The organism is Paenibacillus sp. TSA_86.1, assembly GCF_052691815.1.
In genome coordinates this window covers 54914-81913 of the sequence record NZ_JBQZGE010000003.1, presented here as the reverse complement: position 1 = coordinate 81913, position 27000 = coordinate 54914, and the positions used below count along the sequence as shown (strand labels likewise).

At 47.2% G+C, this 27000-nt stretch carries 21 protein-coding genes and 1 pseudogene; 5 read left to right on the top strand and 17 right to left on the bottom strand.

All coding sequences use genetic code 11. The annotated features are described in order from the left end of the window. Nucleotide 1: 1 nt before the first annotated feature. The 8 genes from glcT to ACUTVW_RS09410 all read right to left on the bottom strand — a co-directional run bounded on the left by glcT (nucleotide 2) and on the right by ACUTVW_RS09410 (nucleotide 9265). On the bottom strand, nucleotides 2-856 hold the full coding sequence (glcT, locus tag ACUTVW_RS09445; protein WP_445645555.1) for a glucose PTS transporter transcription antiterminator GlcT: 855 nt from the start codon (nucleotides 854-856) through the stop codon (nucleotides 2-4). A gap of 163 nt (nucleotides 857-1019) precedes the next feature. Next, nucleotides 1020-2573 (bottom strand): flotillin family protein, encoded by a 1554-nt coding sequence (locus ACUTVW_RS09440; protein WP_445645554.1) that lies wholly within the window; start codon nucleotides 2571-2573, stop codon nucleotides 1020-1022. A gap of 82 nt (nucleotides 2574-2655) precedes the next feature. Beyond that, the gene (locus ACUTVW_RS09435) at nucleotides 2656-3192 is read right to left on the bottom strand and encodes a protease (RefSeq protein ID WP_441924645.1); all 537 of its coding nucleotides are present in this window, start codon (nucleotides 3190-3192) and stop codon (nucleotides 2656-2658) included. A 305-nt stretch (nucleotides 3193-3497) separates the two neighbouring features. Continuing rightward, entirely contained in the window at nucleotides 3498-4661 is a 1164-nt protein-coding gene (locus tag ACUTVW_RS09430) for an iron-containing alcohol dehydrogenase (protein ID WP_445645553.1), read from the bottom strand. A 92-nt stretch (nucleotides 4662-4753) separates the two neighbouring features. Beyond that, complete coding sequence (locus tag ACUTVW_RS09425; protein ID WP_445645552.1) at nucleotides 4754-5341, bottom strand: MSMEG_1061 family FMN-dependent PPOX-type flavoprotein; 588 nt, start codon at nucleotides 5339-5341, stop codon at nucleotides 4754-4756. A 138-nt stretch (nucleotides 5342-5479) separates the two neighbouring features. Further along, nucleotides 5480-7078 carry a UDP-glucose--hexose-1-phosphate uridylyltransferase gene (locus ACUTVW_RS09420; RefSeq protein ID WP_445645551.1) on the bottom strand — a complete coding sequence of 533 codons (1599 nt, stop codon included), beginning with the start codon at nucleotides 7076-7078 and terminating at the stop codon, nucleotides 5480-5482. 14 nt (nucleotides 7079-7092) lie between these two features. Next, nucleotides 7093-8082, bottom strand: coding sequence for a UDP-glucose 4-epimerase GalE (gene galE, locus ACUTVW_RS09415; RefSeq protein WP_445645550.1), 990 nt, complete (start codon nucleotides 8080-8082; stop codon nucleotides 7093-7095). Between the two features lies 1 nt (nucleotide 8083). Beyond that, nucleotides 8084-9265 (bottom strand): galactokinase, encoded by a 1182-nt coding sequence (locus tag ACUTVW_RS09410; protein ID WP_445645549.1) that lies wholly within the window; start codon nucleotides 9263-9265, stop codon nucleotides 8084-8086. Nucleotides 9266-9431: 166 nt separating this feature from the next. Between ACUTVW_RS09410 and ACUTVW_RS09405 the strand changes: the two genes are divergently transcribed. Beyond that, a complete protein-coding gene (locus tag ACUTVW_RS09405; protein ID WP_445645548.1) occupies nucleotides 9432-10397 on the top strand; it encodes an AraC family transcriptional regulator in 966 nt (321 codons plus the stop codon). A gap of 181 nt (nucleotides 10398-10578) precedes the next feature. Here ACUTVW_RS09405 and mgrA read toward each other — a convergent pair whose 3' ends face one another. The 6 genes from mgrA to ACUTVW_RS09375 all read right to left on the bottom strand — a co-directional run bounded on the left by mgrA (nucleotide 10579) and on the right by ACUTVW_RS09375 (nucleotide 15865). Beyond that, entirely contained in the window at nucleotides 10579-11595 is a 1017-nt protein-coding gene (mgrA, locus tag ACUTVW_RS09400; RefSeq protein ID WP_445645862.1) for an L-glyceraldehyde 3-phosphate reductase, read from the bottom strand. 109 nt (nucleotides 11596-11704) lie between these two features. Further along, complete coding sequence (locus ACUTVW_RS09395; RefSeq protein ID WP_445645547.1) at nucleotides 11705-12445, bottom strand: NAD-dependent protein deacylase; 741 nt, start codon at nucleotides 12443-12445, stop codon at nucleotides 11705-11707. Between the two features lie 47 nt (nucleotides 12446-12492). Further along, nucleotides 12493-13260 carry an HAD family hydrolase gene (locus ACUTVW_RS09390; protein WP_445645546.1) on the bottom strand — a complete coding sequence of 256 codons (768 nt, stop codon included), beginning with the start codon at nucleotides 13258-13260 and terminating at the stop codon, nucleotides 12493-12495. Between the two features lie 27 nt (nucleotides 13261-13287). Next, complete coding sequence (locus ACUTVW_RS09385) at nucleotides 13288-14064, bottom strand: alpha/beta fold hydrolase (RefSeq protein WP_445645545.1); 777 nt, start codon at nucleotides 14062-14064, stop codon at nucleotides 13288-13290. Nucleotides 14065-14145: 81 nt separating this feature from the next. Next, on the bottom strand, nucleotides 14146-14811 hold the full coding sequence (locus ACUTVW_RS09380; protein ID WP_445645544.1) for a bifunctional 2-keto-4-hydroxyglutarate aldolase/2-keto-3-deoxy-6-phosphogluconate aldolase: 666 nt from the start codon (nucleotides 14809-14811) through the stop codon (nucleotides 14146-14148). Nucleotides 14812-14899: 88 nt separating this feature from the next. Beyond that, a complete protein-coding gene (locus ACUTVW_RS09375) occupies nucleotides 14900-15865 on the bottom strand; it encodes a sugar kinase (protein WP_445645543.1) in 966 nt (321 codons plus the stop codon). A gap of 234 nt (nucleotides 15866-16099) precedes the next feature. On the opposite strand from ACUTVW_RS09375, the gene ACUTVW_RS09370 reads away from it, so the two are divergent. The 3 genes and pseudogenes from ACUTVW_RS09370 (at nucleotide 16100) to ilvD (ending at nucleotide 19694) form a co-directional block, all read left to right on the top strand. Beyond that, on the top strand, nucleotides 16100-17140 hold the full coding sequence (locus ACUTVW_RS09370) for an acyltransferase family protein (protein WP_445645542.1): 1041 nt from the start codon (nucleotides 16100-16102) through the stop codon (nucleotides 17138-17140). Nucleotides 17141-17261: 121 nt separating this feature from the next. Then, nucleotides 17262-17510: pseudogene (locus ACUTVW_RS09365) on the top strand (KGG domain-containing protein); the annotation flags it as partial. A gap of 498 nt (nucleotides 17511-18008) precedes the next feature. Further along, nucleotides 18009-19694, top strand: coding sequence for a dihydroxy-acid dehydratase (gene ilvD, locus ACUTVW_RS09360; RefSeq protein ID WP_445645541.1), 1686 nt, complete (start codon nucleotides 18009-18011; stop codon nucleotides 19692-19694). Between the two features lie 206 nt (nucleotides 19695-19900). On the opposite strand, the gene ACUTVW_RS09355 is transcribed toward ilvD, so the two are convergent. Further along, nucleotides 19901-21325, bottom strand: coding sequence for a polysaccharide deacetylase family protein (locus tag ACUTVW_RS09355; RefSeq protein WP_445645540.1), 1425 nt, complete (start codon nucleotides 21323-21325; stop codon nucleotides 19901-19903). Nucleotides 21326-21497: 172 nt separating this feature from the next. Here ACUTVW_RS09355 and ACUTVW_RS09350 point away from each other — a divergent pair, with 172 nt between their 5' ends. After that, on the top strand, nucleotides 21498-22661 hold the full coding sequence (locus ACUTVW_RS09350) for an AI-2E family transporter (protein ID WP_445645539.1): 1164 nt from the start codon (nucleotides 21498-21500) through the stop codon (nucleotides 22659-22661). On the opposite strand, the gene ACUTVW_RS09345 is transcribed toward ACUTVW_RS09350, so the two are convergent. Continuing rightward, the gene (locus tag ACUTVW_RS09345; RefSeq protein ID WP_445645538.1) at nucleotides 22640-24484 is read right to left on the bottom strand and encodes a peptidoglycan D,D-transpeptidase FtsI family protein; all 1845 of its coding nucleotides are present in this window, start codon (nucleotides 24482-24484) and stop codon (nucleotides 22640-22642) included. The genes ACUTVW_RS09350 and ACUTVW_RS09345 overlap by 22 nt on opposite strands. 136 nt (nucleotides 24485-24620) lie before the next feature. Then, the gene (locus ACUTVW_RS09340; protein ID WP_445645537.1) at nucleotides 24621-26903 is read right to left on the bottom strand and encodes a methyl-accepting chemotaxis protein; all 2283 of its coding nucleotides are present in this window, start codon (nucleotides 26901-26903) and stop codon (nucleotides 24621-24623) included. Nucleotides 26904-27000: the final 97 nt, after the last annotated feature.

Here is a 27000-nt window from a genome sequence, read left to right as displayed (position 1 = left end):
CTTACTTATTCTCTTCTTCTTTCCGCTGATTCAACCGCTGCAGATGTATGGTTAAATAACCAACTTCTGCCGGATATACAGGCAGTTTTAAGCGCTTTTCCATCACTTTAGTGAGTTTCCATGCAAGCGAGTACATTTCAGGATACTCTAATCTGAGCAAGGAGTCCAGCTTATGAAGCTCTTCCACTTTGTCTCCACGACGTATACGCTCCAGGGCAAACCGAAGATGAGTTAACAGACGGGAATAGTCCAATGACTGCGTTTCGAAAGAATACTCCAACCTATCCGCAACCAGGTTCACCAGATCCGTAATTAATTGAGAATGCTCTCGTACCTGAGATATGTTCTGGTTCGTCATCGCGCTATAGATATGCAGGGCCACAAAACCAATCTCATCTTGACCGAGATCTACGCCCATCTTCTCCTTAATTAAACGAACAGCGTATTCTCCCATCCGATACTCGTCCGGGTAAATCTCTCTTGTCTCATATAAAAAAGGGTTCTGAATGACAATACCTTGTTCTTTGCGTTTCAGCGCGAAAGAGATATGATCCGTTAAGGCAATATGAATATGTTCGTTAAGCTGAACGTCTGTACGCTCGGCGATATACGTGATGACTTCATTAATAATTTCAATCAATGCTTCATCTACTTGAGGAAGAAGCTGTTTGTACTGCTCCTGTTCCTGCTGGTTTTTCAAAATAAACATCTTCTCTACAGCGGTCAGTGGGATGCCATCCCCCGGCTTCCGATTGAAGCCAATCCCCTTGCCGATGACAACAACTTCGCCATGCTCAGGATGCTGTGCAATAATTACGTTATTATTTAGCGCTTTATCTACATGCAGGCTGCTCATTTTTGCACCTCTTTTTTCACACCATCTTGGATGTGCCGCTCACATCTTCATTCAAACCAAAAAACGTCCGGAGCGGGCAAACCGCGCCGGACGTCTCGCTTAAAAAGTAACAAAAATTCGCCTTGAGGTCAATAGAGCAACATGCAACATGCCATGTTCGTTATTAATCGTCCATGCCCGTTCTCTCTACAAGCTTATCGGTGATGGAAGGACTTTTAACGGATTCACTCGATTGAACTGCAACAGGTGTAGCCGTTTTAGGCTTCGTGAGCCCCTTGATCAGTTGTTCAACATCGATACCGGAGACACTTTTGAGCATTTCGGGTGCAGTTGCCATAAGTTCAGTCACATAGTTGCTGACACGAGCTGCACCTTCACCCTTACCTGTATCCACAACGGTAAGTTTATCAATAGCCGAGATTGGCTCAGCAATTTTACCAGCAAGTTCAGGCAACATTTTGACGATGATATCGAGTACTGCCGCTTCACCAAATTTCTGGAATGCTTCTGCCAGTTTTTCTTTCGCTTCAGCTTCTGCTAGACCACGTAAACGAATGACTTCTGAATCCGCTGTACCTTTGGCAAGTTCGGCGTCCGCCATAGCCTGGCCTTCCAGACGTTTTTGTTCAGCTGTAGCCTTGGCATGTGTTTCAATGGAATACTGTACTGCATCGGCTTCACGCATTCTTTTCGCTTTGTCAGCCTCAGCCGCCTGCTCGACTGCATAACGATCAGCTTCGGCCTTTTTCTTCACTTCCGCATCATATTGCTTCTCGCGTACGATAATTTCTTTCGCTTGCAAGTCAATCTCCCGTTCTTTACGGACGAGTTCAACTTTCATTTCTTCTTCCACTACGGTCTGTCTGGCACGGGCTTCATGAATGTGGTAGGCCTGATCGGCTTCCGCTTTTGCGGTATCCTGGTCCCGCTTAAATGTCGCCACTTTCAGTTCCTTCTCTTTGGCAGCCTCGGCGATATTGGTATCACGCAGCAACTCCGCTTTTTGACCCTGTTCTTCCGCATTTGCCTTCTGAATACGTGCATCCCGCATCGCTTCCGCTTCAGCAATCTCGGCATCCCGCTTCACGGCTGCAATTCTCGGTTTACCTAATGCATCAAGGTAACCCTGCTTGTCACGGACATCTTTGATGGTAAAAGAGACAATCTGCAGTCCCATTTTCTTCAAATCTCTTGCGGCTACGCCTTGAACCTCTTGCGCAAATCGATCCCGGTTCCGATACACTTCTTCCACCGTCATTGTACCGAGGATGGCCCGCAAATGCCCCTCTAGCACCTCCTGTGCTTCGCTTCTCAGCGCTTCTACAGGTTTCCCGATGAATTGTTCGGCTGCCGTAGCAACGTCCTCAACGGCACCGCCGACCTTGATAATGGCTACACCGTCAGCAATTACCGGAACACCTTGTTCCGTGTATACCTCAGGAGTGGAGACATCCAGCTTGTGGGATAACAATGAGATAAACTCGGATTGCTGGAACACCGGCAGGATAAATGCACCGCCGCCACGAACAATTTTTATTTTACGACCTGAGTCGTCATCCGATATATTTTTATTACCAAGAAACGAACCTGTCACGATCATGGCTTCATCTGGCCCAACCGTCTTATATCTTGCCCAGAAAGCCAAACCCAAAATCAGAATAACTCCCACCACAATTACAGGAATCAACAATACATCCCAGTCCAAATTTTCAATCATTCACATCTCTCCCCTTATCTCGTAAGTATTTGAACCTCTTCCACCGTCAAGGCTCTTCAACCTTTACATTTCTGTTGTGACATTAGACTTCATTAAGTACGTTTTCTTCCCACTCCGATACGCGTAATACGCCATCCACCACATCGATCACGACCACTCGCGCTCCCGCCGCTATGGGGAGCTGTTCAAAACTGGACGCCGTTTGAGTTGTACTGCCGGAAGCGAAACGGATCATCACTTCACCAAACCCTTGTTCCGGCACCGGAATGGTGATTTCTCCAATTTTCCCGGATAATTCTTTCATAGAAAAACCAATAGAAACATCGCTGTTACGCATCGGCTTGATGTATGCAAAGAATACCAGCATGGCTGCAGCAATACCGATCAACAGGGATAAGATCAGATTCGACGTCACACTAAGAGAGCTGTACCGCGTAAGTAATATGCCCGCTCCACCAAAAGCAGTGATGGAACCCGCCAGTACAACAGGTTTAAAAAAATCAACACCAGGCATTTCGAAAGCACCATCCAACAAACCGTCAATCAAGTCACCCAGCACCAGGCTAACGATAGCAAAAACAGCACCTCCGATGAGACATCCCCAATAGATTGCTTCCATCCCCTCTTCCTCCTCTCTCTGCTGCAAATTCTCCCAACTGTGCATTCCACATGTAAATAAATACGTACATCCAGGCAAAATGTTTCAAAATCTTTCCTGAGATGTCTTGAGGAGCCGCTAATGGGTATTAGCAATATAATATTCAGGAATGCTCCATTTCTCTTGTCCATGCAAACTCACGGTTTGGAATGACAGAAGTATTCACAATAGTCCAATATAAAAAACGCAAGCCTCCAACAGGAGACTTGCGTTTATGTCCGTATTCCAATGGATGTTAAGCTTTCATGCCAAGCTTCTCATTTCACCTATAGAGAGGCTTTGTAGATGGATACCACATCTTCACGTTGCAACTTTTTAAAGTTACCGAACGGCCCAAACAGCATTGCTTTATCGGCCATCACTTCAATCTGACTGTCATCAATATCATAATCAGCCAGACGGTTTGGTGCGCCAATGGATGTCCAGAACTTACTGAGTGCGTCGATTCCTTCCTCGGCAATCTGTCTGTCTGTTTTGCCTTCTGGGTTCACGTCAAACACGTTGATCGCAAGGCGTTTGAAACGGTCTACCTTCACATCAAGGTTATGTTTCATCCAGTGCGGGAACAGGATTGCAAGTCCACCGCCATGCGGGATGTCGTAGACCGCAGATACCGCATGTTCGATATTGTGCGTTGCCCAGTCTCCTGCAAGTCCCATGTTCAGCACGCCATTAAGTGCCATTGTTCCGCAATACAGAATCGTCTCACGAAGTTCGTAGTTCTCCAGGTCATCCACCAAACGAGGGGCTGCTTCCATTACGGTACGCAGAATCGTCTCGCAGAAGCCGAGTTGAACAGGTGTGTTCGGATCCAGATGGAAATAATGCTCCAATACGTGAGACATCATGTCCACCATACCGTATACCGTTTGATCCTTCGGTACCGTGTATGTATTTACGGGATCAAGAATGGAGAATGCAGGGAAAGAATAAGCACTGCCCCAGCCCAGTTTCTCTTGCGTTTCTTGATTCGTGATTACGGAGCCCGAGTTCATCTCTGAACCGGTAGCTGCCATAGTAAGCACGGTTCCCAGTGGAAGAGCATCTTGTGCAGCAGCTTTACGCTGTGCAAAGTCCCACATGTCTCCGTCATATTTGGCCCCAACGGCAATCGCTTTGGCACAGTCAAGGACACTACCCCCGCCAACGGCCAGAATCAGCTCAATATCATTTGTTTTGCAGTGGTCCACGCCTTTGTGCACAGTGGATAAACGCGGGTTGGGCTCCACACCTGCAAGCTCCGTTACTTCTGCTCCGATTTCCTTAAGCAAACCGAGTACTTGATCATACAGTCCACTGCGTTTGATGCTACCACCGCCGTATACAAGCAGAACCCGTTTGCCGTATTTCGGCACTTCCGTTTTCAGCGCTTCGAGCTGGCCTTTACCGAAGATTAGTCGAGTTGGGTTATAAAATTGAAAAGATCTCATGATCTATAATCGCCTCCAAGGGAGTTTAATTTTTAGTGCAACCTCAATTATAGTACCCCTTTTATAGAAAAACAAATCGATAGCCGCTCACTTTAGTTCATTCCATTAATCTGCAGATGCGCCTGAAGAAGTGCATTTACAGACGGCAAGTCCTCTGTCTTTGCCCAAGTCGTAGCGTCCCACAACCCTGCCTGATTGAAAGCCCGGGGACAATGAATAAAACATTCCTCAACCTCAACAATGACGGCTGCTCCAATCGTTTTACCACTCCAGTTCATGCTCGCGATGAATTCTTCATCCTTGGTGATCCGAGCTGTTCCATTAATACGCAGCACTTCGTTCAAACCCGGAATCACAAACAGCATGCCTACACCCGGATCTGACAAAATGTTCAATAACGAATCGATCCGCCGATTGCCCGGGCGTTCCGAGTACACCAGTCTATAAGGATCCAATACACGAACAAAGCCGGGTTCATCCCCGCGTGGTGATACATCACATTTTCCATCCTGATCCGAAGTGGACAAGAAGAACAAGGGTGACTTCGTGATAAAATTCTGAACATGCGGATCCACAAATGGGATTACTTTGTTACGCACACGTTCGCTGGATTCTCCAACCATGCTTTTAAGTTCCTTGGCATCCGAAATAAATGAAAGATGAAGCGGCTGCTTTTCCATATGAATTGTCCCCTTTTTCCTATGTATTGGATTGTTCTTCGTATTCTCTATTCTTGTTTCGTTTCCTTACTCCATTATACACTTCAATCCATGCCAAAAAGCATCCGTTCGCAATCGAACGGATGCCAGATAATCTTATTACTCGGTATATCCCATGCTGCTAACGAAGCGGCGGAATGCCTGACGTCCAGCCTCATCATGTTTGTACACACCTGCATGCTCCAGAATTTCGGAAAATTTCAAACCTACCTGCTGTTGCACAAGCGTAACCGCTTCTTCTTTCGTCAAGCTGGAGCCATGTCCCTGCTTCAACGCTTCTGTCCACGGTAAATGTTTGTTCAGCTCGTGATCTGCTGCCTGGGCAGCTTCTGCAAGCTCTGTATTCCCCGCTAGGATGTCGGCAATACCATCCAGTTCCTCTTTAAGACGTCCTGGCAAAATAGCAAGTCCCATGACTTCGATCAAGCCGATGTTTTCTTTTTTCAGATGATGCATCTCCCGGTGCGGGTGGAAAATACCTTCCGGATGCTCATCATTTGTACGGTTGTTACGCAGAACGAGATCCATTTCATACCCACCATCCGCACTGCGGCGAACAATTGGTGTTACCGTGTTATGAGGCACCTTTTCCCCATCGATCTCACTAAACGCTTCGATCTCTACTGCGGAGTCACTGTAAACTTTCCATGCTTCATAAACGGCGTCACCCGCTTCTAACAGTTCCGCAGGATCATGTGAATGCAAACGCATCACGGACATCGGCCATTTCACAAGGCTAAGTGTCAGCCCTGGTGCATCTCCGTGACGGAAGACAGCCTCAGGTTGTGCGTTTTGAATCGCGAATGTATGTCGTCCACCTTGGAAATGGTCATGGGTCAGAATGGAACCGCCCACGATCGGAAGATCAGCGTTAGACCCGATAAAGTAATGCGGATATTCCTGAACAAAGGCAAGCAGTCTGCGCAACGTATTCTTCGTCAGTTTCATCGGCACATGATCATGATGGAAAATAATACAGTGCTCATTGTAGTACACGTACGGTGAGTATTGGAATAACCACGGCTCATTGTTAAGCTGTAGCGGAATGACTCGCAGATTCTGACGGGCCGGGTGATTCACCCGACCAGCATAACCTACATTTTCACGGCATAGCTGACATTTCGGATATACCGGCGGCGGAAGCAGCTTCGCCATGGCAATTTCCTTTGGACTTTTCTCCGGTTTGGACAGGTTGATCGTGATTTCCATCTCACCATAAGCGGTATCCTGCGTCCAATAGACGTTCTTGGAGACACGATCCATCCGGATATAGTTGGAGTTAATGGACAAGTCATAGAATTGCGATGTTGCCGCTTCGATGCCTTCCATTAGCTCTTTATCGCGGAATGCACGCACAACTTCCGATGGCCGTGCCATCAGGTGACCCATAATTTTGGCATCCAGCAAATCACGGAACGTATCGCTATTTTCAGGAATAAGTCCGATTGTATATCCATAGTCAATCAGAGTGTCCAGCATCGTCTGTGGACTATCAGGAACTGTAGCATCCAATTCACCGGAATAAGGCTCCGAGAATCCGAACTGTTCCATCAGCAGGTTGCGGCTGTAATCATAGTCCGCTTCTTCGATCAATTTTTTCTGCAAGGCAAATGCGACCAGACGCTCAATGGCATGCAGTGCTTCCTGCTGCTCGGGTGTACGCTCTGTGGCCTCTGCTCCAGGTTGAGTCTGTGACATAAGATGTTCGCCTCCTAGTTTTTTCCGTAGCCTTCTGGACGGGATTGATGCCAGCTCCATGCGCTCTGAATCACATCTTCGAGATTCGTCCATTTCGGGTTCCAGCCCAGAACGGATCTGGCTTTCGCAGATGATGCCACCAGCACAGCCGGGTCACCCGCACGACGTGGTTCATGAACAACCGGGATATCCAGACCTGTCACTTTTTTCGCGGTTTCAATCACTTGTTTCACTGAGAATCCGGTACCGTTACCCAGGTTAAACACGTTGCTGTTTTCCCCTTTGCGCAGGTAATCTACTGCACGCAGATGTGCATCAGCCAGATCGCTAACGTGGATATAGTCGCGGACACATGTGCCATCCTCTGTTGCATAATCATCTCCGAATACGGCAATATGCGAACGTTGTTTCAGTGCGGTTTGCAATACAAGTGGAATCAGGTGACTTTCCGGCTGATGATCTTCACCGATTTTGCCACTTTCGTGTGCACCAGCTGCATTGAAGTAACGCAGGGAAACATATTTGATATCTTGCACTTTGTCAAACCAGGACATCATGCGCTCCATCATCAATTTGGTTTCACCATATACATTCGTAGGCTCAGTACGGTCGCTCTCTTCGATTGGCACTTTCTCCGGCTCACCATAGGTTGCTGCTGTAGAAGAGAAGACGATGCGACGTACATTGGCTGCATTCATTGCTTCTAACAAACAAAGTGTACCAAACACGTTATTATCGTAATATTTAGCCGGCTCTTTCATACTTTCGCCAACCAGCGAGTTAGCCGCAAAGTGAATGACCGCATCGATTGAATTTTCCGCAAACAGCTTTGTCAAAATCTCCTTGTCGCGCAAATCCCCTTCATACAGCTTACCGCCAAGCAGTGCCTCGCGATGCCCTGTCTGCAAGTTATCCAGTACAACGACCTCTTCGCCACGTTCAAGCAACGCTGCCACCGTATGAGATCCAATATATCCTGCTCCACCTGTCACCAAAATTGCCATTTTACTTCGCCTCCTTGAGTTCGTTAACGCCTTCGCCTACACCACATACATAAAAATCACCTTTGAGACCTGTCCGTGCTTCATAAGCCGTACCTACTTCACGAACAAAACGCTCCGCATCATTCTCATGCACCAGAGACACCGTACATCCTCCAAAACCAGCACCCGTCATACGAGCCCCTAAGGTTCCTGGAATCCGCTGCGCTTCCTCTACCATGACATCCAGTTCAGTACAGCTAACTTCATACAAGTCACGCAGCGATTCATGCGAAGCATTCATCAACTGTCCAAACGTCTGCAGATCGTTGTTCCGTAAAGCCTCGACTGAGGAGAGCACCCGCGCATTTTCTTCCACAACGTGCTGTGCACGCTCTCTGACTTTCTCATCCTTGATCTGATCCCGTAATGTGTCAAACTGCTCCGGCTTCAATTGAGCCAGATAATTCAGTGCAGGCAGCTGTTCCTTCAAAACGGCAAGTGCCTGCTCGCATTGCGAACGTCGCTCATTGTATGCCGAATCGACCAGACCACGACGTTTGTTTGTGTTACCGATAATCAATTTGTAATCACCTGTACGGAAAGGAACCTTCTCGTACTCCAGCGTGTCACACATCAGCAGAATCGCATGATCCTTCGCACCATTGGCCACAGCAAACTGATCCATAATCCCGCAGTTGACACCAACAAATTCGTTCTCAGCTTTCTGGGATAAAAGCGCAAGCTCCACAGTGTCAATGTCGGGCACTCCTTCCATGGATTGAATCCCATACCCGGTGAGAACCTCCAGTGACGCTGATGAGGAAAGTCCTGCGCCATTCGGAATCTCGCCGTGGTAGAGGAAATCATACCCTCTCGTCACTTGCACACCTTTTCCTTGCAGTTGTACCATGACGCCTACCGGGTAATCCGTCCACTCTCCCGTTTTCTCCTGACCAATGGAGGCCCTGTCCAGAGTTCCCTCGTAAGCCATATTGGTAGAAGCCAGCTGTAATTGGTTATCCGTACGTTCACGAATAAGCAAGGTTGTACCAAACTCAAGAGCAGCCGGGAGCACATAACCACCATTATAGTCGATATGTTCACCGATCAGGTTCACACGTCCAGGGGCATGGAACACACGGATGTCCGCTCCACTTTCTCCGTACTTCTCAATAAACTTTTGTTGCAAATCAGTTGCATTCAAAGCTGATGCACCTCGCCTCTTTGTTGTGGTTTTCTTAATGTTATTATACAACGGAGCGATCCCTCTTGAAATGAAACCATGTGTGATTCATATGGATAAATGTGACCTTTAATCCTATAATGAGTTTAACGACTGAAGCTCGACTTTATTGAAAGAAGGAACATATATGAAGGATTCCAAAGCTAATGCGGCTGGAACAACCAGTAACATAGATCATTCGTCCAGCCCCCGAACTCCACAGGAAACACCGGCAGGCAAAAGCGGAGCACTTAGTTATTCCGTTGCCTCGAATCCCGTCTATCACAATCAAGGGGCACTGCATGTCCTGTTTGCCGGTGCAAGCCAGACCCTTCCCGGACATGCGCTCGGGCCGAAGCTATATGATTATTATCTTTTGCATTATGTAGAAAAGGGGGCCGGTACGTTCCGTACTGAGCTGCACACCTATGATCTCTATGCTGGTGACTGTTTCCTGATCCACCCGGGGCAACTGGTCAGCTACCAGTCTAATACCCGCAAGCCGTGGCAATACCGCTGGATTGCCTTTACAGGCAGTGAGGCGGCACAGCATGTGGAACAGGCTGGATTTCGGCCCGAGAAATCCGTTTTCCATGCCGGTACAGCAGGTAACATATCCAACTGGCTGTCGGTCATGCAAGATGCTTTTGCCGAGCGAACAGAGAGCGCGCATTATACGTCACTCGGTACACTGTATATGATTTTAGCCGAGGCTCAGAATCACCTTTCCGAAGGGCAAACGTTGACATCAGGAGAATCTTCCATACGGCGAACAGTCAAACAGATGATTCAATATATGTCCACCCAATATGCTTACCCTGTATCCATTGAGCAAATGTCCGAGAGCTTGGGGTATAACCGCGCGTATCTCTCACGTATTTTCAAGCAGGAAACGGGGCTCACTCCTGTCACGTATCTGCTGAAACTTCGGATCGACAAGTCTCGTCAGCTCCTGCGGGAACGTCCGGATTTGTCCATCGAGCAAGTATCCGCATCTGTGGGTATGCCTGACGCCCTGTATTTCTCCAAACAGTTCAAACGATTCCATGGGGAGGCGCCTAGCCTCTATCGGGAAAAACTGTTTGCGCGTCCGTCACTTTCAAAAGGTACGTAAAATCACTTCTTCACATAAAAGAGAGAGCATCCCATCTCATCGTAAACATGAACCAAAGTACGGAATAACTGAATTTTGTCCACATGTTCAAAATAAAAAAAGTGCGTCTTGCCTTTATGGCTAAGATGCACTTTTTGTGTATGATTTATTTCTGAACACTCCACCACATATGGGACAAGTTCTAATCCTTGTTCTTGTTCGCAGACTCCGGTCGCAGAATCGACTCAATCCGCTCCAGTTCCTCCTTGGAAAACTCCAGCTGACTAAGAGCAGCTACGTTCTCTTCAATCTGAGACGGACGGCTTGCGCCAATTAGCGCAGACGTGACTCTCCCATTACGCAGTACCCATGCCAGTGCGAACTGGGCGAGACTCTGGCCTCGGGCTGCCGCAATTTGATTCAGAGCACGTACTTTGCGAAGTGTTTCTGGGGAGATATTATTTTCATTGAGAAATACAGAAGGGCCTTTGGCACGGGAATCTTCCGGAATGCCATTCAAATATTTGTTCGTGAGCACACCTTGCTCCAATGGACAGAACGCAATACTACCTGCGCCATACTCATCCAGCACATCCTGAAGTCCATCTTCAATCCAGCGATCCAGCATGGAGTACCTCGGCTGATGAATCAGTAGCGGTGTACCCAGACTTTTCAGTATCTCGGCCGCCTGTTTCGTTTGCTCTGCAGGATAATTGGAGATGCCGACATACAGTGCCTTGCCTGAACGGACAATATGATCAAGCGCCATCATCGTTTCTTCCAGCGGCGTGTCCGGATCATAACGGTGTGAATAAAAAACATCTACATAGTCCAGTCCCATTCGCGTCAGACTCTGATTCAGACTGGAGATCAAGGATTTGCGGGAACCCCACTCACCATAAGGCCCTGGCCACATATAATATCCGGCTTTGGTGGAGATGACCAGTTCATCCCGATATGGTTTCAGATCCTGAGCCAGCACCTGTCCAAACAACTGCTCCGCTGAACCTGCAGGTGGGCCATAATTGTTTGCCAGATCAAAATGTGTAATGCCGAGATCAAACGCCCGGGTAATCATGTTGCGTCCATTCTCTACACTGTTAATTCCACCAAAATTATGCCACAGTCCGAGTGAAATCGCTGGCAGCTTGAGGCCCGAACGTCCCACGCGGTTATATTTCATCGTTTCATAGCGTGTTTCAGCAGCTACATAGACCATCATGAATCCCTTCTTTCCACAGGTTCGCGCATCCTGTATCCAAGCCTTAGCCAGAGGATGCCATAATTGCGTTCAATGCGTTTACCAAAATCCGGTCTACAACGTAGTATCAACCAATAAGCTGGTCTACACCCTTCATTACCTCGCCAATCGGCTCGGTAATCAACAAGTCTGCCCGATGATCATAAGCAGTTGGTGTGGCATTAAGCAGAACGGTATGTTTCCCCTCAAAATACGTAATCAATTGAGCAGCCGGATATACCGTCAGTGATGTTCCTCCTACCAGCAGTAAGTCTGCTGAAGACAAGGCATCGATGGCATGGTACAACGTTGTCTGATCCAGCTCTTCTTCATACAGTACGACATCCGGTTTGATGACGCCACCACACGAGGTGCAACGAGGTACAACCTCTTTGGATTGAATAATGTCATGCAGTGAAAAAAATTGTTTGCAATCCATGCAAGCATTGCGATGAACTGAACCATGAAGCTCCAGCACGTGACTGCTGCCAGCCTTTTGATGGAGGCCGTCTATGTTCTGCGTAATGACAGCTTGAAGTATTCCCTTTTGTTCCAGTCTGGCAAGTAAATAATGACAACCATTTGGCTCCGCATCGGGATGAAGCATTTTGCCCCGGTAAAAGTCATAAAAAATATCCGCATGTTGATCAAAAAAATGACGGCTTAACAGTTCCTCGGGAGGATAAGGGGAGTGCTGCTCGGTCTGATACAGTCCTGCAGCCGAGCGAAAGTCGGGAATTCCGCTTTCCGTTGAAGTCCCGGCTCCTCCGAAAAAAACAATGCGTGAGCTTTCCTGAATCCAGGCAGCCAGTTGCTCTCTTGCGTTCATCCTCTCTCCTCCTTCGATTTCCCTTAATTTTAAACAACGAACAGCATCTATAATACAATACCTAACTCATCATAGTGACGTATGACGGCATCAGCATCACGCAAATGCGCGCCCTGATCCAATTGCGGACAATACCCCAATGTATATGTTGCTCCTGCATGGCATCCCATTTGCATATCGCCGTTGCTGTCTCCAATGACTACCGTCTCATGAGGCTGAACAGACAATTCCTGGCAAGCGAGCAGGAACGATTCCCCATCGGGTTTGCCACGAGTTACCCGGTCACAACCCACAATGGAAGTGAAAAAGGAACGAATCCCCATCCAGTCCAGATGTGCTTCAGCTGCTGACGTACTGTCGGAAGTCACCACTGCAAGCTGAATGCCTGCTCCCTTACAACGTTGCAGTAAATCCAGTAATCCGGGCATAGGTTCAGCGGATTTCCGCTCTCTTACAGACTTCATCGCTATACTTGAAAACTGGCGTATCGTTGTAATGGCTTCGTTCCATGGCGTACCCGCAGCATAGAGCTGACCTGCCAGCCAGCCGTTACATTCATCTACAGTTGCAATGGCAAGCGGCCCTTGCACATCGTAGCCGCTGAGATGACCTTTCGAATCATGAACCGTACCGAGTACATGTTCGAGTTCTACGGTAAAAGAAGCTCCACGTTCTCGCATCCATGTTTGCATTTGCACGAGCATACGCTCAGCCCAAGGGCCCCATAATTGAAGAAAATCCAGCAAGGTGCCATCTTTGTCAAACAGAATTGCCCTGCAAGGGATCTTCTCTCCCTGCACCTGTAGCAAAGCCACTTGTCATCACCTCCGCCGAAAATGAGACTATTTTACAGTATCTAACCAGGACAACAACGTTTTGACCGTCTGTTTCAACTGATCCTCTTTGCTGACTGTGGGCTCACCGTCTCCCTTCTGATGACCATAGTCACCAAATTGAGCGTGGTTTCCCCCTTCAATGGTGTAATACACCGTATCTGGTGGGAGATACATGCGTCCCTCCTGATACTTCGTCATATTCACGACACCATCGTTAGTGCCGAGAATGGACAAAGCTGGAATTCCCAGCTTCTGCACACTACCTTTTTCATCCGGATAGGACGCCAGGAAAAAAATCCCTTGAATGGCATCGGGATGTGCCACAACGTACCGTGCAGCCATAGAGCCGCCAAGCGAGTGACCACCCATGACAAATTTCTCTTCCGGATATGCGGCCAGAATATCATCAGCCAGATTGGGTTTAATTACAGCCAAATTGAACGGCATCTTAGCAATAAGGGTATGATGACCAGCTGCAGCAAGTTCATGGGCAAGAGGGGCGTAACTTTCCGGTTTAACTAAACCGCCAGGGTAGAAAAGTATACTTTTCCCATCTGTTTTAGGTTTATCCGGCTTAAAATCGATCCAGTTCTCCTGCTGGCTGACGCTAACCCCGCCGGATGTCTCCATCGCAGCCTGAGCTGCCTCTTGAGGTCCGTAAGGTGTAAACAACTTCCATGCAACGTATCCGCAACCAATGACAATGAGCGCCAAAAGTATGAGCAGAAACTTGCCAATGCCCCTCTTTTTGCGCCCCGTATTATAACGATTTCTCAACATCATTCACCTTTCTCCACCTCCGCAAATACCGCGGCTTATGGAAGCGGGAGCCTGCTTATACCAGGCTCCCTTCCATATTGAATACTATTCAGCCTTAGCCTTGCGATAGGCTTCCATATATTGTTCTGCTTTGCGGCGGACGTGACTCAAATCTCCCGTCTTCACAGCTTCTGACGTCAGATCAGAGCCAATCCCCACAGCCACTGCTCCACCTTTGATCCAATCACCCAGATTGGACAAAGACACTCCGCCTGTTGGCATGAAATTCGCCTGTGGCATAGGGCCCTTCATCGTTTTGATAATCGAAGGATCATACAGATTGCCCGGGAACAGCTTGATAATATCGACACCAAGCTCCAGTGCACGTTGTACATCAGCAATCGTCATGACACCTGGCAGAATGGGCACGCGATACAAATTACACATTTGAACGGTATCAGGGTTAAGGGAAGGCCCTACAACAAACTCAGCCCCGGACATAATTGCAGCTCTCGCGGTTTGTGGCTCAAGCACCGTTCCTGCTCCAATAATCGCAAATTTTTCGGGATCTTGCGTATTCCAATGATATACACGGCTTAGTTTTTCGATCGCTTTAAGTGCACTTGGCACAGTCATTGTAATTTCGATAACCTTGATTCCACCCGCGATTGCCTGCTCTGCCATAGCAATAACCTGGTCAGCTGAATCTGCGCGCAGAACCGCCACCACACCATTGTCCGTCATCTTTTGCAACAGTTGAAGCTTCTTCATTTCATTCTCTCCCTTGTCTATGTGGTGGTTGTGTATACAAGCTTTACATTTGAAGAACGAAGATGAGTCATCCTGATTTTAACGGTACTTAGCGCTCGACGTGAGCAACATTATTCAACTTGGCCTCAACCTGTGCCCATGTCGGGAGTGCTTCCCAATCCCCAACGGCCTGAATAACCATTGATCCGTTCAAATTACCAAGCCGTGTCGCTTCCTGTGGGGTGTACCCTTTCAACAGACCCGCTAAAAAGCCTGCGCAGAATCCGTCTCCAGCCCCTACAGTATCAAGAACCTGATCTGCTTTAAAGTACGGAACTTCCGTTAGGGTACCATCCGCAAGTACGTAGGTCAAATCAGGACCGCCCTTGACAATGCACACTGCATTCATGGTAGCCAAGCGATCAAGCACCTTTTGATCACTTTCTTCGTTATATAACAATTTCATCTCATCCAAACCTGGTAAAAAGTAGTCAGCCTGTTCAGCCAAACGCAGCAACACGGGACGAGCCTGATCTGCTGACCACAGCTTGAGGCGCAGATTTGGATCGAAGCTCACTTTCACCCCTGCCTGTTTGGCAATATGTATTGCGGCTTCAACTGTAGCAAGTCCTGATTCGCTGATGGCAGCAGTAATCCCTGTGACGTGCAAAATCTTGGCCCCGGAAATATATTCCGGATCAAGATCATCCGGTGTCATCGCACTTGCCGCGGATAACTTCCTATAATAGTGCACCGAAGCTTTCCCGGAAGCGTTCTCACGAATCATCAGACCTGTAGGTTCTTGATCACTTAACTGGGCCCGGGATACATCTACACCTTCGCCGCGAATGGCTTTCAGAATCATGTTTCCGATCGGATCATTGCCTAGACGTCCAAACCAGCCGCTACTATGTCCAAGCCGTGCTACGCCAATAGCCAGATTGCTCTCAGCTCCTCCAAACGTCTTGTCCAGTGTAGCTGCATATTCAAGCCCTCTCGTATCTCTGGCCGTCAGCAACCCCATACTCTCCCCGAATGTAATAATATCAGGGCTTTGAAAGGGACTCGTTGACATATTGCCTTCCTCCTTAATATTGACTACCTCATCTTCTTCTACCATTGTCATCCCGTATGCAACCGTTGTCAATCCCGAAGCATTCTTTTTGTTGTCACATCTTTGAGAAAAGATAACGCTTACTAATGTGAATTAAATCACAATCATTCAATTGAATCCATATTACCCTTAATACAGATGTATAACGGATGAAGATAAACTACTTTTCAACGAAGTTTTCGAGGGGGCTACATCATGAGAAATCAGATACTGATTCAGAATGATCAGGAATCTTTCTTTTACAATCTTCGCTTTATGTTAATTGTCTGCGTACTGGCCGGAAATGCATTGGAACCACTTATTACCCGCTTTGCCGGAGCGGAGGCTTTGTTTATGTGGATTTACACGTTCCATATGCCACTCTTTGTGTGGGTGACCGGGTATTTCGCCAAAGCTTCCATCCAGGGTACCTCAGGACGCAACGTACTGAAACAGATCGCACTGCAATACCTTCTGTTCCAATCGTTATATGCATTGATGGATGCCACTGTATTCCATACACCTCATATGCGGTTATCCTTTTTTGCACCGTACCTGCTACTCTGGTTCCTTGCCAGCCATTTCTGCTGGCGGTTACTGGTTCGGCTTACGATCTCCTGGAAACCCGTATATCGGTTGATTGCTTCAATCGCACTGGGAGTCATTGCCGGTTATTTGCCAGTCGACGGTTTTTGGCTCAGTTGCAGCCGTACCTTTGTGTTTCTGCCGTTCTTCGTCATTGGATATGACTACGGTGCAGCTATTCGCGCTCGTCTGCTTCCAGGCTGGGGCCGCAGAGTGGCTGCGATCCTCTCTGCAACCTTACTTATATATATTGCATACGCCGGTTTAAACGTTCCACAGGGATGGCTGCTTGGAAGCAAGACTTATGCTGAACTGGGCCACCAGGAGTGGTATGCCGGCATTTACCGGCTTGGCGTGTACTTGCTGGAGATCATCTCTGCAATGCTTTTCCTTGCCTGGGTTCCGAATCTGACCTCCAAACTGACAGATCTGGGTCGACGTACACTCTATGTCTTCCTTTTGCATGGCTTTCTTGTGCGGCTTGCGATCTGGTCAGGTGTCTACAGTTACATGGGAAGTGTAATGTTTATCCCTATTATTCTTATCGTTGCTGTGCTGTTCTCTATTACACTGGCTCACCCGCTTGTCCGCCAAACCTTTAAAGCTCTCATTGAGCCGGATATTTCACGGATTTCATTTCATCGGCACGGTCTTTTCAAGCGTTCTGCATAATGTCTCAGATCACTCCTAATATCCAACGGCTTACATTTAAGTTGTTTCAGGCTGGAAAAACTGTGGTAATTCAGGATACGCGCTGCAAAAAACAACTTATCATGGTAAGGAGTGATTTGTAATGGCACAAGGGCAGACGTCAGAACGCAAGATGAGCAGAGAAGAAGCTGGACGCTTAGGCGGTAAAGCCACATCGAGAAACCATGACCGGAGCTTTTACCAGACGATTGGTAAAAAAGGTGGTGAAGCTACTTCCGACGCTCATGATGCAGATTTTTACAAGGAAATTGGGCGTAAGGGCGGCGAAGCCACTTCTGAAAACCACAGCAAGGAATTTTATCGCGAAATCGGTCGCAAAGGCGGAAGTAGTTAAGCTCAGATCATGATCAGCATACTAAGATGCTATACCATGAAAAGCATCCCTCGCTTTTCGTTGAATTCAGAAGCCAAACTCCATGTCAATGGAATATGGCTTCTTTTCTATATGTCTATTGATTGTAGAAATATGACGATGGTTGTGATAGACTCTATAGAAAAACCGGGTGTTCACGGGTTTAAAGCAGCAAAGAATTCCACAAACTACGGGGAGCCAGACACCAGCCCACGGGTTATTTTTTTAGGGTGTGTCTGAAAACTCTGAAGGAAGCAGATTTTGCTGAATTTTCGTTCCAAGCTAGGAAGTTTCCGCAGGCGTGCCGGGGCACGTCAAGGGAAAGTGACGCAGCAAGGGGCGAAAAGGCGGTAAAAGATGCACTTCAGTAGGTTTCAAGACACGCCCTAGAGTACGGATGAAATTAAACGACAGATATACTGCCATTTATTTTTCCATTCATGTTGCTCAATACTATATATTTGGGGGGAATACACCATGTCAGCCAATAAAATGCGTTCCGATATGATCAAAAAAGGGTTTGACCGCGCACCGCACCGGAGTTTGCTCCGTGCAGCAGGCGTAAAAGAAGAGGATTTCGGCAAGCCGTTTATCGCGGTATGTAACTCGTACATCGATATCGTACCTGGTCATGTTCATTTGCAGGAGTTTGGTAAAATTGTTAAAGATGCCATTCGTGAAGCCGGCGGCGTTCCGTTCGAATTCAATACTATCGGGGTTGATGACGGGATCGCGATGGGACACATCGGTATGCGTTACTCCTTGCCGAGCCGTGACATTATTGCGGATTCGGTCGAAACGGTTGTATCTGCACACTGGTTCGACGGCATGGTTTGTATCCCGAACTGTGACAAAATTACACCAGGTATGATGATGGGCGCACTGCGCTGTAACATCCCTACCGTTTTTGTAAGCGGCGGGCCGATGAAAGCAGGCCGTGACAGCAATGGTAAAGCTCTTTCCCTCACCTCTGTGTTTGAAGGCGTAGGCGCCTATCAGGCTGGTAAAATCGACGATAAGAGCTTGCTTGAGCTTGAACAGTTTGGTTGTCCAACTTGCGGATCATGCTCCGGTATGTTCACCGCGAACTCCATGAACTGCCTAGCAGAAGCTATGGGACTCGCTATGCCAGGTAACGGAACCATTCTGGCTGTAGCACCTGAGCGCCGCGAGTTTGTCAAACAATCGGCGAAACAGCTGATGGAACTGATCAAATTGGATCTGAAACCACGTGATATCGTAACTGTAGAAGCCATCGACAATGCGTTTGCACTGGATATGGCGATGGGTGGTTCCACCAATACCGTACTGCACACGCTGGCTCTGGCTCACGAAGCTGGCATTGAATACCCAATCGAGCGTATTAATGAAGTTGCAAACCGTGTTCCGCATCTGGCGAAACTGGCACCTGCTTCTGACCTGCATATCGAAGATGTTCACAATGCAGGTGGCGTAAGTGCGGTTCTGAATGAATTGCTCAAGAAACCAGGCGCGATCCATGCGGACTGTATTACGGTTACAGGTAAAACCATCCGTGAGAACGTGGAAGGCAAGGAAATTCAAGATACAAACGTAATCCACAAGCTGGACAACCCGCACTCCGAAAAAGGTGGACTGGCTGTATTGTTCGGTAACCTTGCCCCACAAGGAGCTATCATCAAAGTTGGTGCAGTTGATGCTTCGGTTGGCGGATACCACAAAGGTCCTGCCATCTGCTTCGACTCCCAGGAGCAAGCACTTGAAGGCATTGCTAACGGTAAAGTTAAAGAAGGACATGTCGTGGTTATTCGTTATGAAGGACCAAAGGGCGGACCGGGTATGCCTGAAATGCTCGCGCCAACTTCCCAGATCGTAGGTATGGGTCTTGGTGCCAAAGTGGGTCTGATCACGGATGGACGCTTCTCTGGTGCATCTCGCGGAATCAGTATCGGTCATATCTCTCCAGAAGCAGCAGAAGGCGGCCCAATTGCTTTTGTTGAAGAAGGAGATATCATCGAACTCGACCTGAACAACCGTACAATTGAGTTGCAAATTAGCGATGAGGAATTCGAAGCTCGTCGTGCGAACTGGAAAGGTTTTGAACCAAAAGTCAAAACCGGTTTGCTGGCTCGCTACTCCAAACTTGTAACCAATGCAAGCAACGGTGGCGTACTGAAAATCTAGTTTGAATGATGAAGCCATAAATACCGAATCAAATATATAAAACGAAAAAGGATGCGCTTTGCCACATTGGCCAAGCACATCCTTTTTTTGATTGGAAGTGTGTATAAACGATATTCTCAGAAAAATTGCAATATTCAAGTGAACAATTAAATTTGTGCATTATTCCTTTACATTATCATTAGCGATTTCTGTTCTTATCCATGAATTCAGTTCTGTTCCGTTAAAACCTCATTTTCTATAATAAAGGACTCTTCTTCTGCTTGCTCAGCTACACCTGAAGCAATCGTATGATGTGGCTGTCCATAACGTTTCAACAACTCCGCCACAGGCATCAAAATCATTTTGGGCACCAATTGATCTGTACGCTGCTTCAAACGTCTTTTGCCTGCCGGATGGATAACACGAAGCAGCAGCTTCAGATATAACTTGGAGGCCATGCTGAATGGACCTGGAGCGAGCCCCTGCACAGTGAATCCAAACTTTTCAGGACCACGGTTAATCATGCTCACGCCATAAATGGCCTTTGCAGAGCGTAATTCGGGGTCTGAAGCAACTAGCCGTGCCAAGTCTGGCAGCTGCTGTTCCATCGTACGAATCATACGAATAGCCAAATGCATGGTAGAACGTGAAGTAACCCCGAGTTCGAACAATTTTTGATTGTCAAAATGTAATTCTATAACCGGATCACCATTCTGCACCACATAACCATTATGCATCTCTACTCGTGCACCATGGTATACACGGGAACGAAAATGAAGCATAGGATCTTGAGGTGAAGCAGTTCGCAGATGATACACCCAGTGAAACAGCTTTTCCCAACCTAACCACATAGCAACCACGGCACGTTTCCACAGCTTCAGCTTCAAGCGGGTTTCCGCTTGCGCTTGTGATATTTTTGACGATGATCTGGATTTTATACTACCACCATACATCAAAGTGTCCACACGTACACTTACCAAGCCACGTCGCTCAGCTTCGTGTAGCACGGTTTCCAGCGCCTCAAGCATCTGCTCCGGCGCGTGAGCATCGGCTCCCAAAGTTGTGCCTCGGTCATGAAGCAGCATAACCTCTCCGCCCTTTAACTTTTTCAGCATGCGTTCTTTCAGTTGCTCTGCACCTACACTGTATTTCCAATCCTCAAACATGGAGGACCACAAAATGATCTTGCGATCTTTTTTGCTGAAAAAATCAAACAAGTTCATAATGCCCCATGGCGGACGATAATAACAGGTTTTCTCCCCCGTAATTTCTTGAATGATTTGCCCTGTTCGTTCGATCTGGTCTCGAACCGTTCGCGGACGCATCAACCAGTTTGTTTTGTGAATATAATTGTGAATTCCGATCAGATGCCCTTCCTCATGCATTCGTCTGATTAACTCCGGATGACTTGCAGCATGCTCTCCCACAACAAAAAAAGTTGCTTTAACCTCGTACTTACGTAACAGATCAAGCAACCGGGGCGTATAAAAAGGATCAGGCCCATCGTCAAATGTCAGGGCATATTGTGTATCGCTTTTCCCTCTCCGGAACACACGAAATCCGAACAATCTACTAATCAGGCTTGGAATGAAAGCATAAAAAGAGGACAGATACAATAACCACAGTAAAATACTCTGAAGCATCGTTGTCATGATGTTGATTCCCCACTTCTCCTGCTATTTTACAGTCATACTGAACTTTCTAAAATAAATCGCCTTTAATTTTATCACAGTTGATTCTTTTATTAAATGTGGTTTCCCCAAAACCCTACTATCATGTACAATGAATACAATCTAATTTTTGCCTGTAAAGGAGTCTATGTCCATGTTGCCGCTTTATAAAAAATACGGGCGCACCGTCTTTGATATCGCTCTGCTCGTGTTAACCGTGTATGTGATCATGTTCGCTTTTAGTAAATTGTATCATATCGCTGCACCTGTTTTTCTTTCATTTATTGTCTTTTGGATGATCGAGCCTTTAGCCAAATTCCTACACCGCAAAGGCATGCCCAAAACACTAGGGACCGCCATATCTGTGTTGCTATTCCTCGGACTCATTGTGGCCGCCTTTTTCGGTCTAGGCTTTTTTATCATTTCACAAATTTCCGATCTTCAGCTCCATTTCCCGGTATACGTAGAGATGATTCAACGCGAATTCACCAATTTGGTCTTGCTCATACAAGATAGATCCGATGCCCTTCCTGATGGAATACTGGACAAGTTAAATGAATATTTTGCTACGTTGTCCGGAATCCTGTCGCGCTGGGTAACCAGCGGAGCACAGTTCATCATCGGATTTCTAAGCTCATTCTCCACGTTTATTACAAACTTCGGGATTGCGATTATTCTGGCATTTTTTCTCAGCATTGAGATTGAATCCTGGCGCAAGTTTGCCCGTGCCAAAACACCTAAAACCCTGAAAACGGCAAATGAATTCATGCATACACATGTGTTCAAAACGATCCGTTCCTACATGAAGGCACAGTTGATCATGATGCTGATTACTTTTGTATTGATATATGCGGGATTGTTGATTCTGGGAACCTCCAATGCCTTTACGATTGCAGTTGTCTGCGCCATCTTTGATCTAGTGCCACTGCTCGGCGTTCCAGTGATATTTATTCCGTGGATTGTCTATTTGTTTATCGTGGGCAACAGTACACTTGCAATTGGCTTAATTGTTGTTTTGGCTGTGACGATGCTGACGCGGCAACTGTTGGAGCCTAAAATATCAGGAAATTCAATCGGTGTTTCATCTGCCTACTTGATGCTTTCGTTTATGCTGATCTCCCTGTCGATCTTCGGACTTGCAGGTGTTGTGTTATCTCCAATACTTCTGATCCTTCTAAAAGAACTGTTACAGCAAGGTTACCTGCAGAAATGGATTCATCTGCCCAATGACGAATTTGAATCTTCACCACTAGTGGTTGATCCACCTGTTCCTGATGTTTCGGAGAGAACGGAAAATCACGAGCATTCTGCCAAGTAGTCCATCACCTTGCGGAATAAAGATGTAGCTTGGTGAGAACTGCTGGGGGAGACGTTCTGAACCAGCACAGCGACAGCATATCTCGGCTTCTCCACAGGTCCGTAACCAACAAACCATTGGTGGTTTTTAGCTTTTCCTTTTTGTTGTACCTGAGCCGTGCCTGACTTCCCTGCCACATGCCATCTCGCATGCTGCAGGGATTTTCCTGTTCCCTCTTGTACAACGGTAGTCATCCACTTTAACAGCTGATGTGCTGTGGTCGGAGAAATCTGTCCTGCTGCTGAAGGAGATGCATGTAATGGCATGTCCAGCATTGTATCTCCATCCGCGTACCGGATTTGTTGCACCAGCCTGGGAGAGCTCACCCTCCCATCATGCAACAATGTCACGATCAGGTTTGCTGCTTGTAGCGGCGTGACCAGAACATCCCGCTGTCCAATGGCTGTCTGAATTTTGGCTCCTTCGTCAGCAGACTTCACAGCATCGGTTCGAATGCGCCCCGGTTCTTCATGATCAAAATGTTTTAATACCGGCATCCCCGCCATGTGTTGTGCCTGCCACCCAATAGAACGTGCAAGCCCCAGGCGATCAGCAGTCTGTTCCAACTGCTCCATACGGAGTCTACGTGCAGTTTCAGCGAACACAATGTTACACGACTCCGCGAACCCCTTTTCCAAATTCAACTCACCATGTCCATGCTCCTTCCAGCAGGAAAGTCCATATTTTCCATAACCCCCTTCACAGTGAAACTTCTCCCCGCGAGAAACCACCCGATTTTCCAATGCAGCTGCAGCTGTAACGATTTTGAAAATGGAACCCGGTACAGCCCCTTGTATGGCACGATTCCCCCAGGAAGATTGCTGCGGATTTACATGCTGAGGCTGATAAAAGGGATAGGATGCCATTGCACGTACATCTGCATTCTTGGCATCAAGAACCACCACTGCTCCTTCCTGTAGCCTTGATGAAGCTATCAATTCTTCAATTCCTTGCTGTAGCTTGGCATCAATCGTTGTTTCCACTACTAAAGGATAGTGTGCGTTAGCAGGTGCAATCACACGAGGCTCAATCTCAGGAATGACCTGTCCATTTCCAGATACCATTCGTGTTATCAACGTGGGACCTACACCTCTTAACAAAGGCTCCAGTGTCCTCTCCAGACCAGCTGCTCCCGATTTCATGGCAAATGGCTGTCTGACCTCATCTCGATGTCCGCTTTGTCTTCCATGTTCTTCCGGATGTTCGTTAACGTAACCGAGCCACTGGCTGCCACTGGCTTTCGGGGGATACCTGGTCATGACAGGGTATGCATTAACTCCCTTCATCTTCAACTCACGTATGCCTACAAGCTGGGCATCCGTTAACAAGACGGGCTCTGACCCGCCTCCTGTCCAGAGATGGGGTGTATCCTGCTTCTCCCATTGCTTTTTGAGCTGATTTACATCGGTATTGAGGATCAATGCCAGCTGTTTGAGCCTCACATACTCACGGCTTCTCTCCAACTTCTCCTCCTGACTTTCGTCTGTAAACTGACCCGTTTCCTCATTTTTGTTAGGTGAAAAAAACACAACACCCCATTGCAGCTTGCCGGTTAACGACCGCCCTTGGGCATCCGTAAATTGTCCACGTCCAGAATCCAGCATCACACCTCGTTCACGCTGCAGCACTGACATCTCACGCACGGTTCGCTGAAATCCTGGCATGATGCGGTTCACCTGAACGATCTGAATCCAGCCAAGTCTCAGCATCAACACGGCAAATATGAGAGTCAGACCAGCACTAATTATGGCTATGCGTCGTTTCCACACCAGCTGCAACTGCACACGTATTCCACCCTTACCTTTTTCATGTATTATGTGCCCGGCCTTCTGGAATTATCCGGAAACAACAGAAAACCTGCCTCATTGAAGAGACAGGTCTGTTTGTGATTTGGAGCTTTACTATTTTTGTTTACGGGTACTATACGGTGAAACGCGAGAGTGTTTCTTTCAGTTCACTCGATACATTCTCCAGCTTGCCGGAGAGGCTTACGAGTTGATTGCTGATATTTTGCTGTTCACTGCTCAGGGAAGCTACTTCCTCCGAAGTTGCCGAGGATTCTTCAGCAACAGCGCTGACATTGCTCATCGCTTCAGATAACGTTGCCTGAGATTTGCTTAACTCTCCAATAGAACCTGTAACCATACCCAGACGTTCCACGAAAGCACCCATCTGATCCTGTACGGAAGCAAAAATTACATTTGTATCCTTTACAGCATCCATCTGTTCCTTGAACAAAGGATATGCATCAGACAGAGCTTTCACCGTTTCGTTCATCTCTGTCATAATTTTGTCTGTGATCTCCCCAACCATATCAATGGATTGTCTGGACTGTGCCGCGAGTTGACGCACTTCATCCGCTACGACCATGAAACCACGTCCGGCTGCACCTGCTCGCGCTGCTTCAATCGTTGCATTCAGAGACAAAATATTGGTCTGTTTCGTAATATTCTGCATGACGTCAAGCACTTTTAATACAGAAGATGTGCTCTCTTTTAACGAATCGACTTTGTTAACCAATGCCCCGATCATCTCTTCGGTCTTCTGCGTTTTCGTCATCAACTGGTTCAGATGCTGTGTTCCCGTCTGACTGGATTTCTCGACATGGCGGGCAGAATCCCCCATCTCTTCATTGGCTGCGATAACACTTTCCATCTGACGAGAGATATTATCCGTCAGTTCATTGCCCCGTTCCGCTTCTGTAGCCAGACTGCCCGCACCACCGGCAATCTCTTCTGTAGCTACAGCAATCTCTGAAGCAGATACAGCTGTTTTCTTGGAAGCGTTGCTCAGTTCTGTAGCGGTATCCAACACTTCCTGTGCAGTACGATTGGTCTGCTCAACCAATTTGGTAATCTGCTCCATCATGGTATTAAATGCCGATGAAAGTTGTCCTATCTCATCTTGAGAACTATACGGGGTACGTACTTTTAGATTTCCTTTTGCCCCCTCCTGCATCAGATCTTTCAATCCGCTGAGTGGACGTGCAATCATACGAACCATCCAGATACCGATTACCACAGCAAGAGCTGCAAATGCAAGTGCCATCCACAAGGTCATCGTTAAGATGCCTTGGGCATCCTTAACCAGCATGGAAGTAGGGACCATACCGATCAACTTCCAGCCAGATGACTCCATCGTACTGTATACGGCCAGCATATTCGTCGCCTTTCCATCCACATCATACTCCGTATTGGTGCTTCCTGCCGCTTCTTTTAAATCTTTCACAAAAGCAAGGTCGGTCTCTTTCCCCGTACGACCCGCAATGGATGAAGCAACAACTTTGTTATCCGGAGCAATCAATTGAAGTACCGAACCTGCCCCCAGATCCAGTGATTTCAGTTGTGCCTCCAGCACCTCAAGCTTCAGTTCAATAATGAGAACATAAGATTGTGTAGTGCCTTGCAGGTTCTTCATGGAACGTGCAATTTTGAACGTAGCTGTCGTGCCATCTGTTTTCTCTTCTGTCGGGAGCCAGCGGTACCCTCCTTTATTAACGAGTTCGCTATACCAAGCTTCCTGACGCACACTTCCCATGGTTGAACTACTGTTCCCTGTACCCATAACGGATTTAGATTCGTCCGTAGGCACCAAATAAATCGCTTCCATGGATTTGTTTGTAAAAGCTACATTAGATAACTGTTTATTGATTGAACTCGAATTAACGAAAGTATCATAGGCTGTCAGATTCGGATCTGACATTTTCTGAAGCAAGGACTGCATCTCCGGATCAAAGAAGATCTGTGTAGACGTATCCACGAATCGCTCCAAAATGATATCAAGCTTCTGCTTGGTTTGGTCAATCGTCTCCTGATTCGCTCTTGATGCATTGGCCTCAATCGTATTTTTAGCTTTTGAATAGGATATTAGACCCAAACTAACAACAACAACCATAATCGCTGCAAAAAAGATCAAGAAAAGTTTAACCCCTACAGATTTGATCGGGTTCACCTTTTTAAGCTGTTTGAAAGAGGTGCCTCCGAGCCCTTTCCAATCTCGATTCTTCAGTTGTTTCTTCAACCAATCGACCTTGATCCAATCCAATCGAATCTTGCTTCGATCGAATTTGAATGGTTTGTTATGTACCCCTTCTTTTTTGATTTTGATCGGTTTAACTTTCTTCACTTTCTGTGTCTTATCAGGCTTAGCCTGCTCGGGTTGTGTAATGTGTTCCCCACTGTCTTTATCCTTCTTTTGAACCATTCCCAATCACCTGCCAGTAATTTACTTGTTAGAAATTTTAATCTCTCCCCTATAAATATGTAGTATTCGACAGTTTTCCTTCTTTCCCTCCATTTCC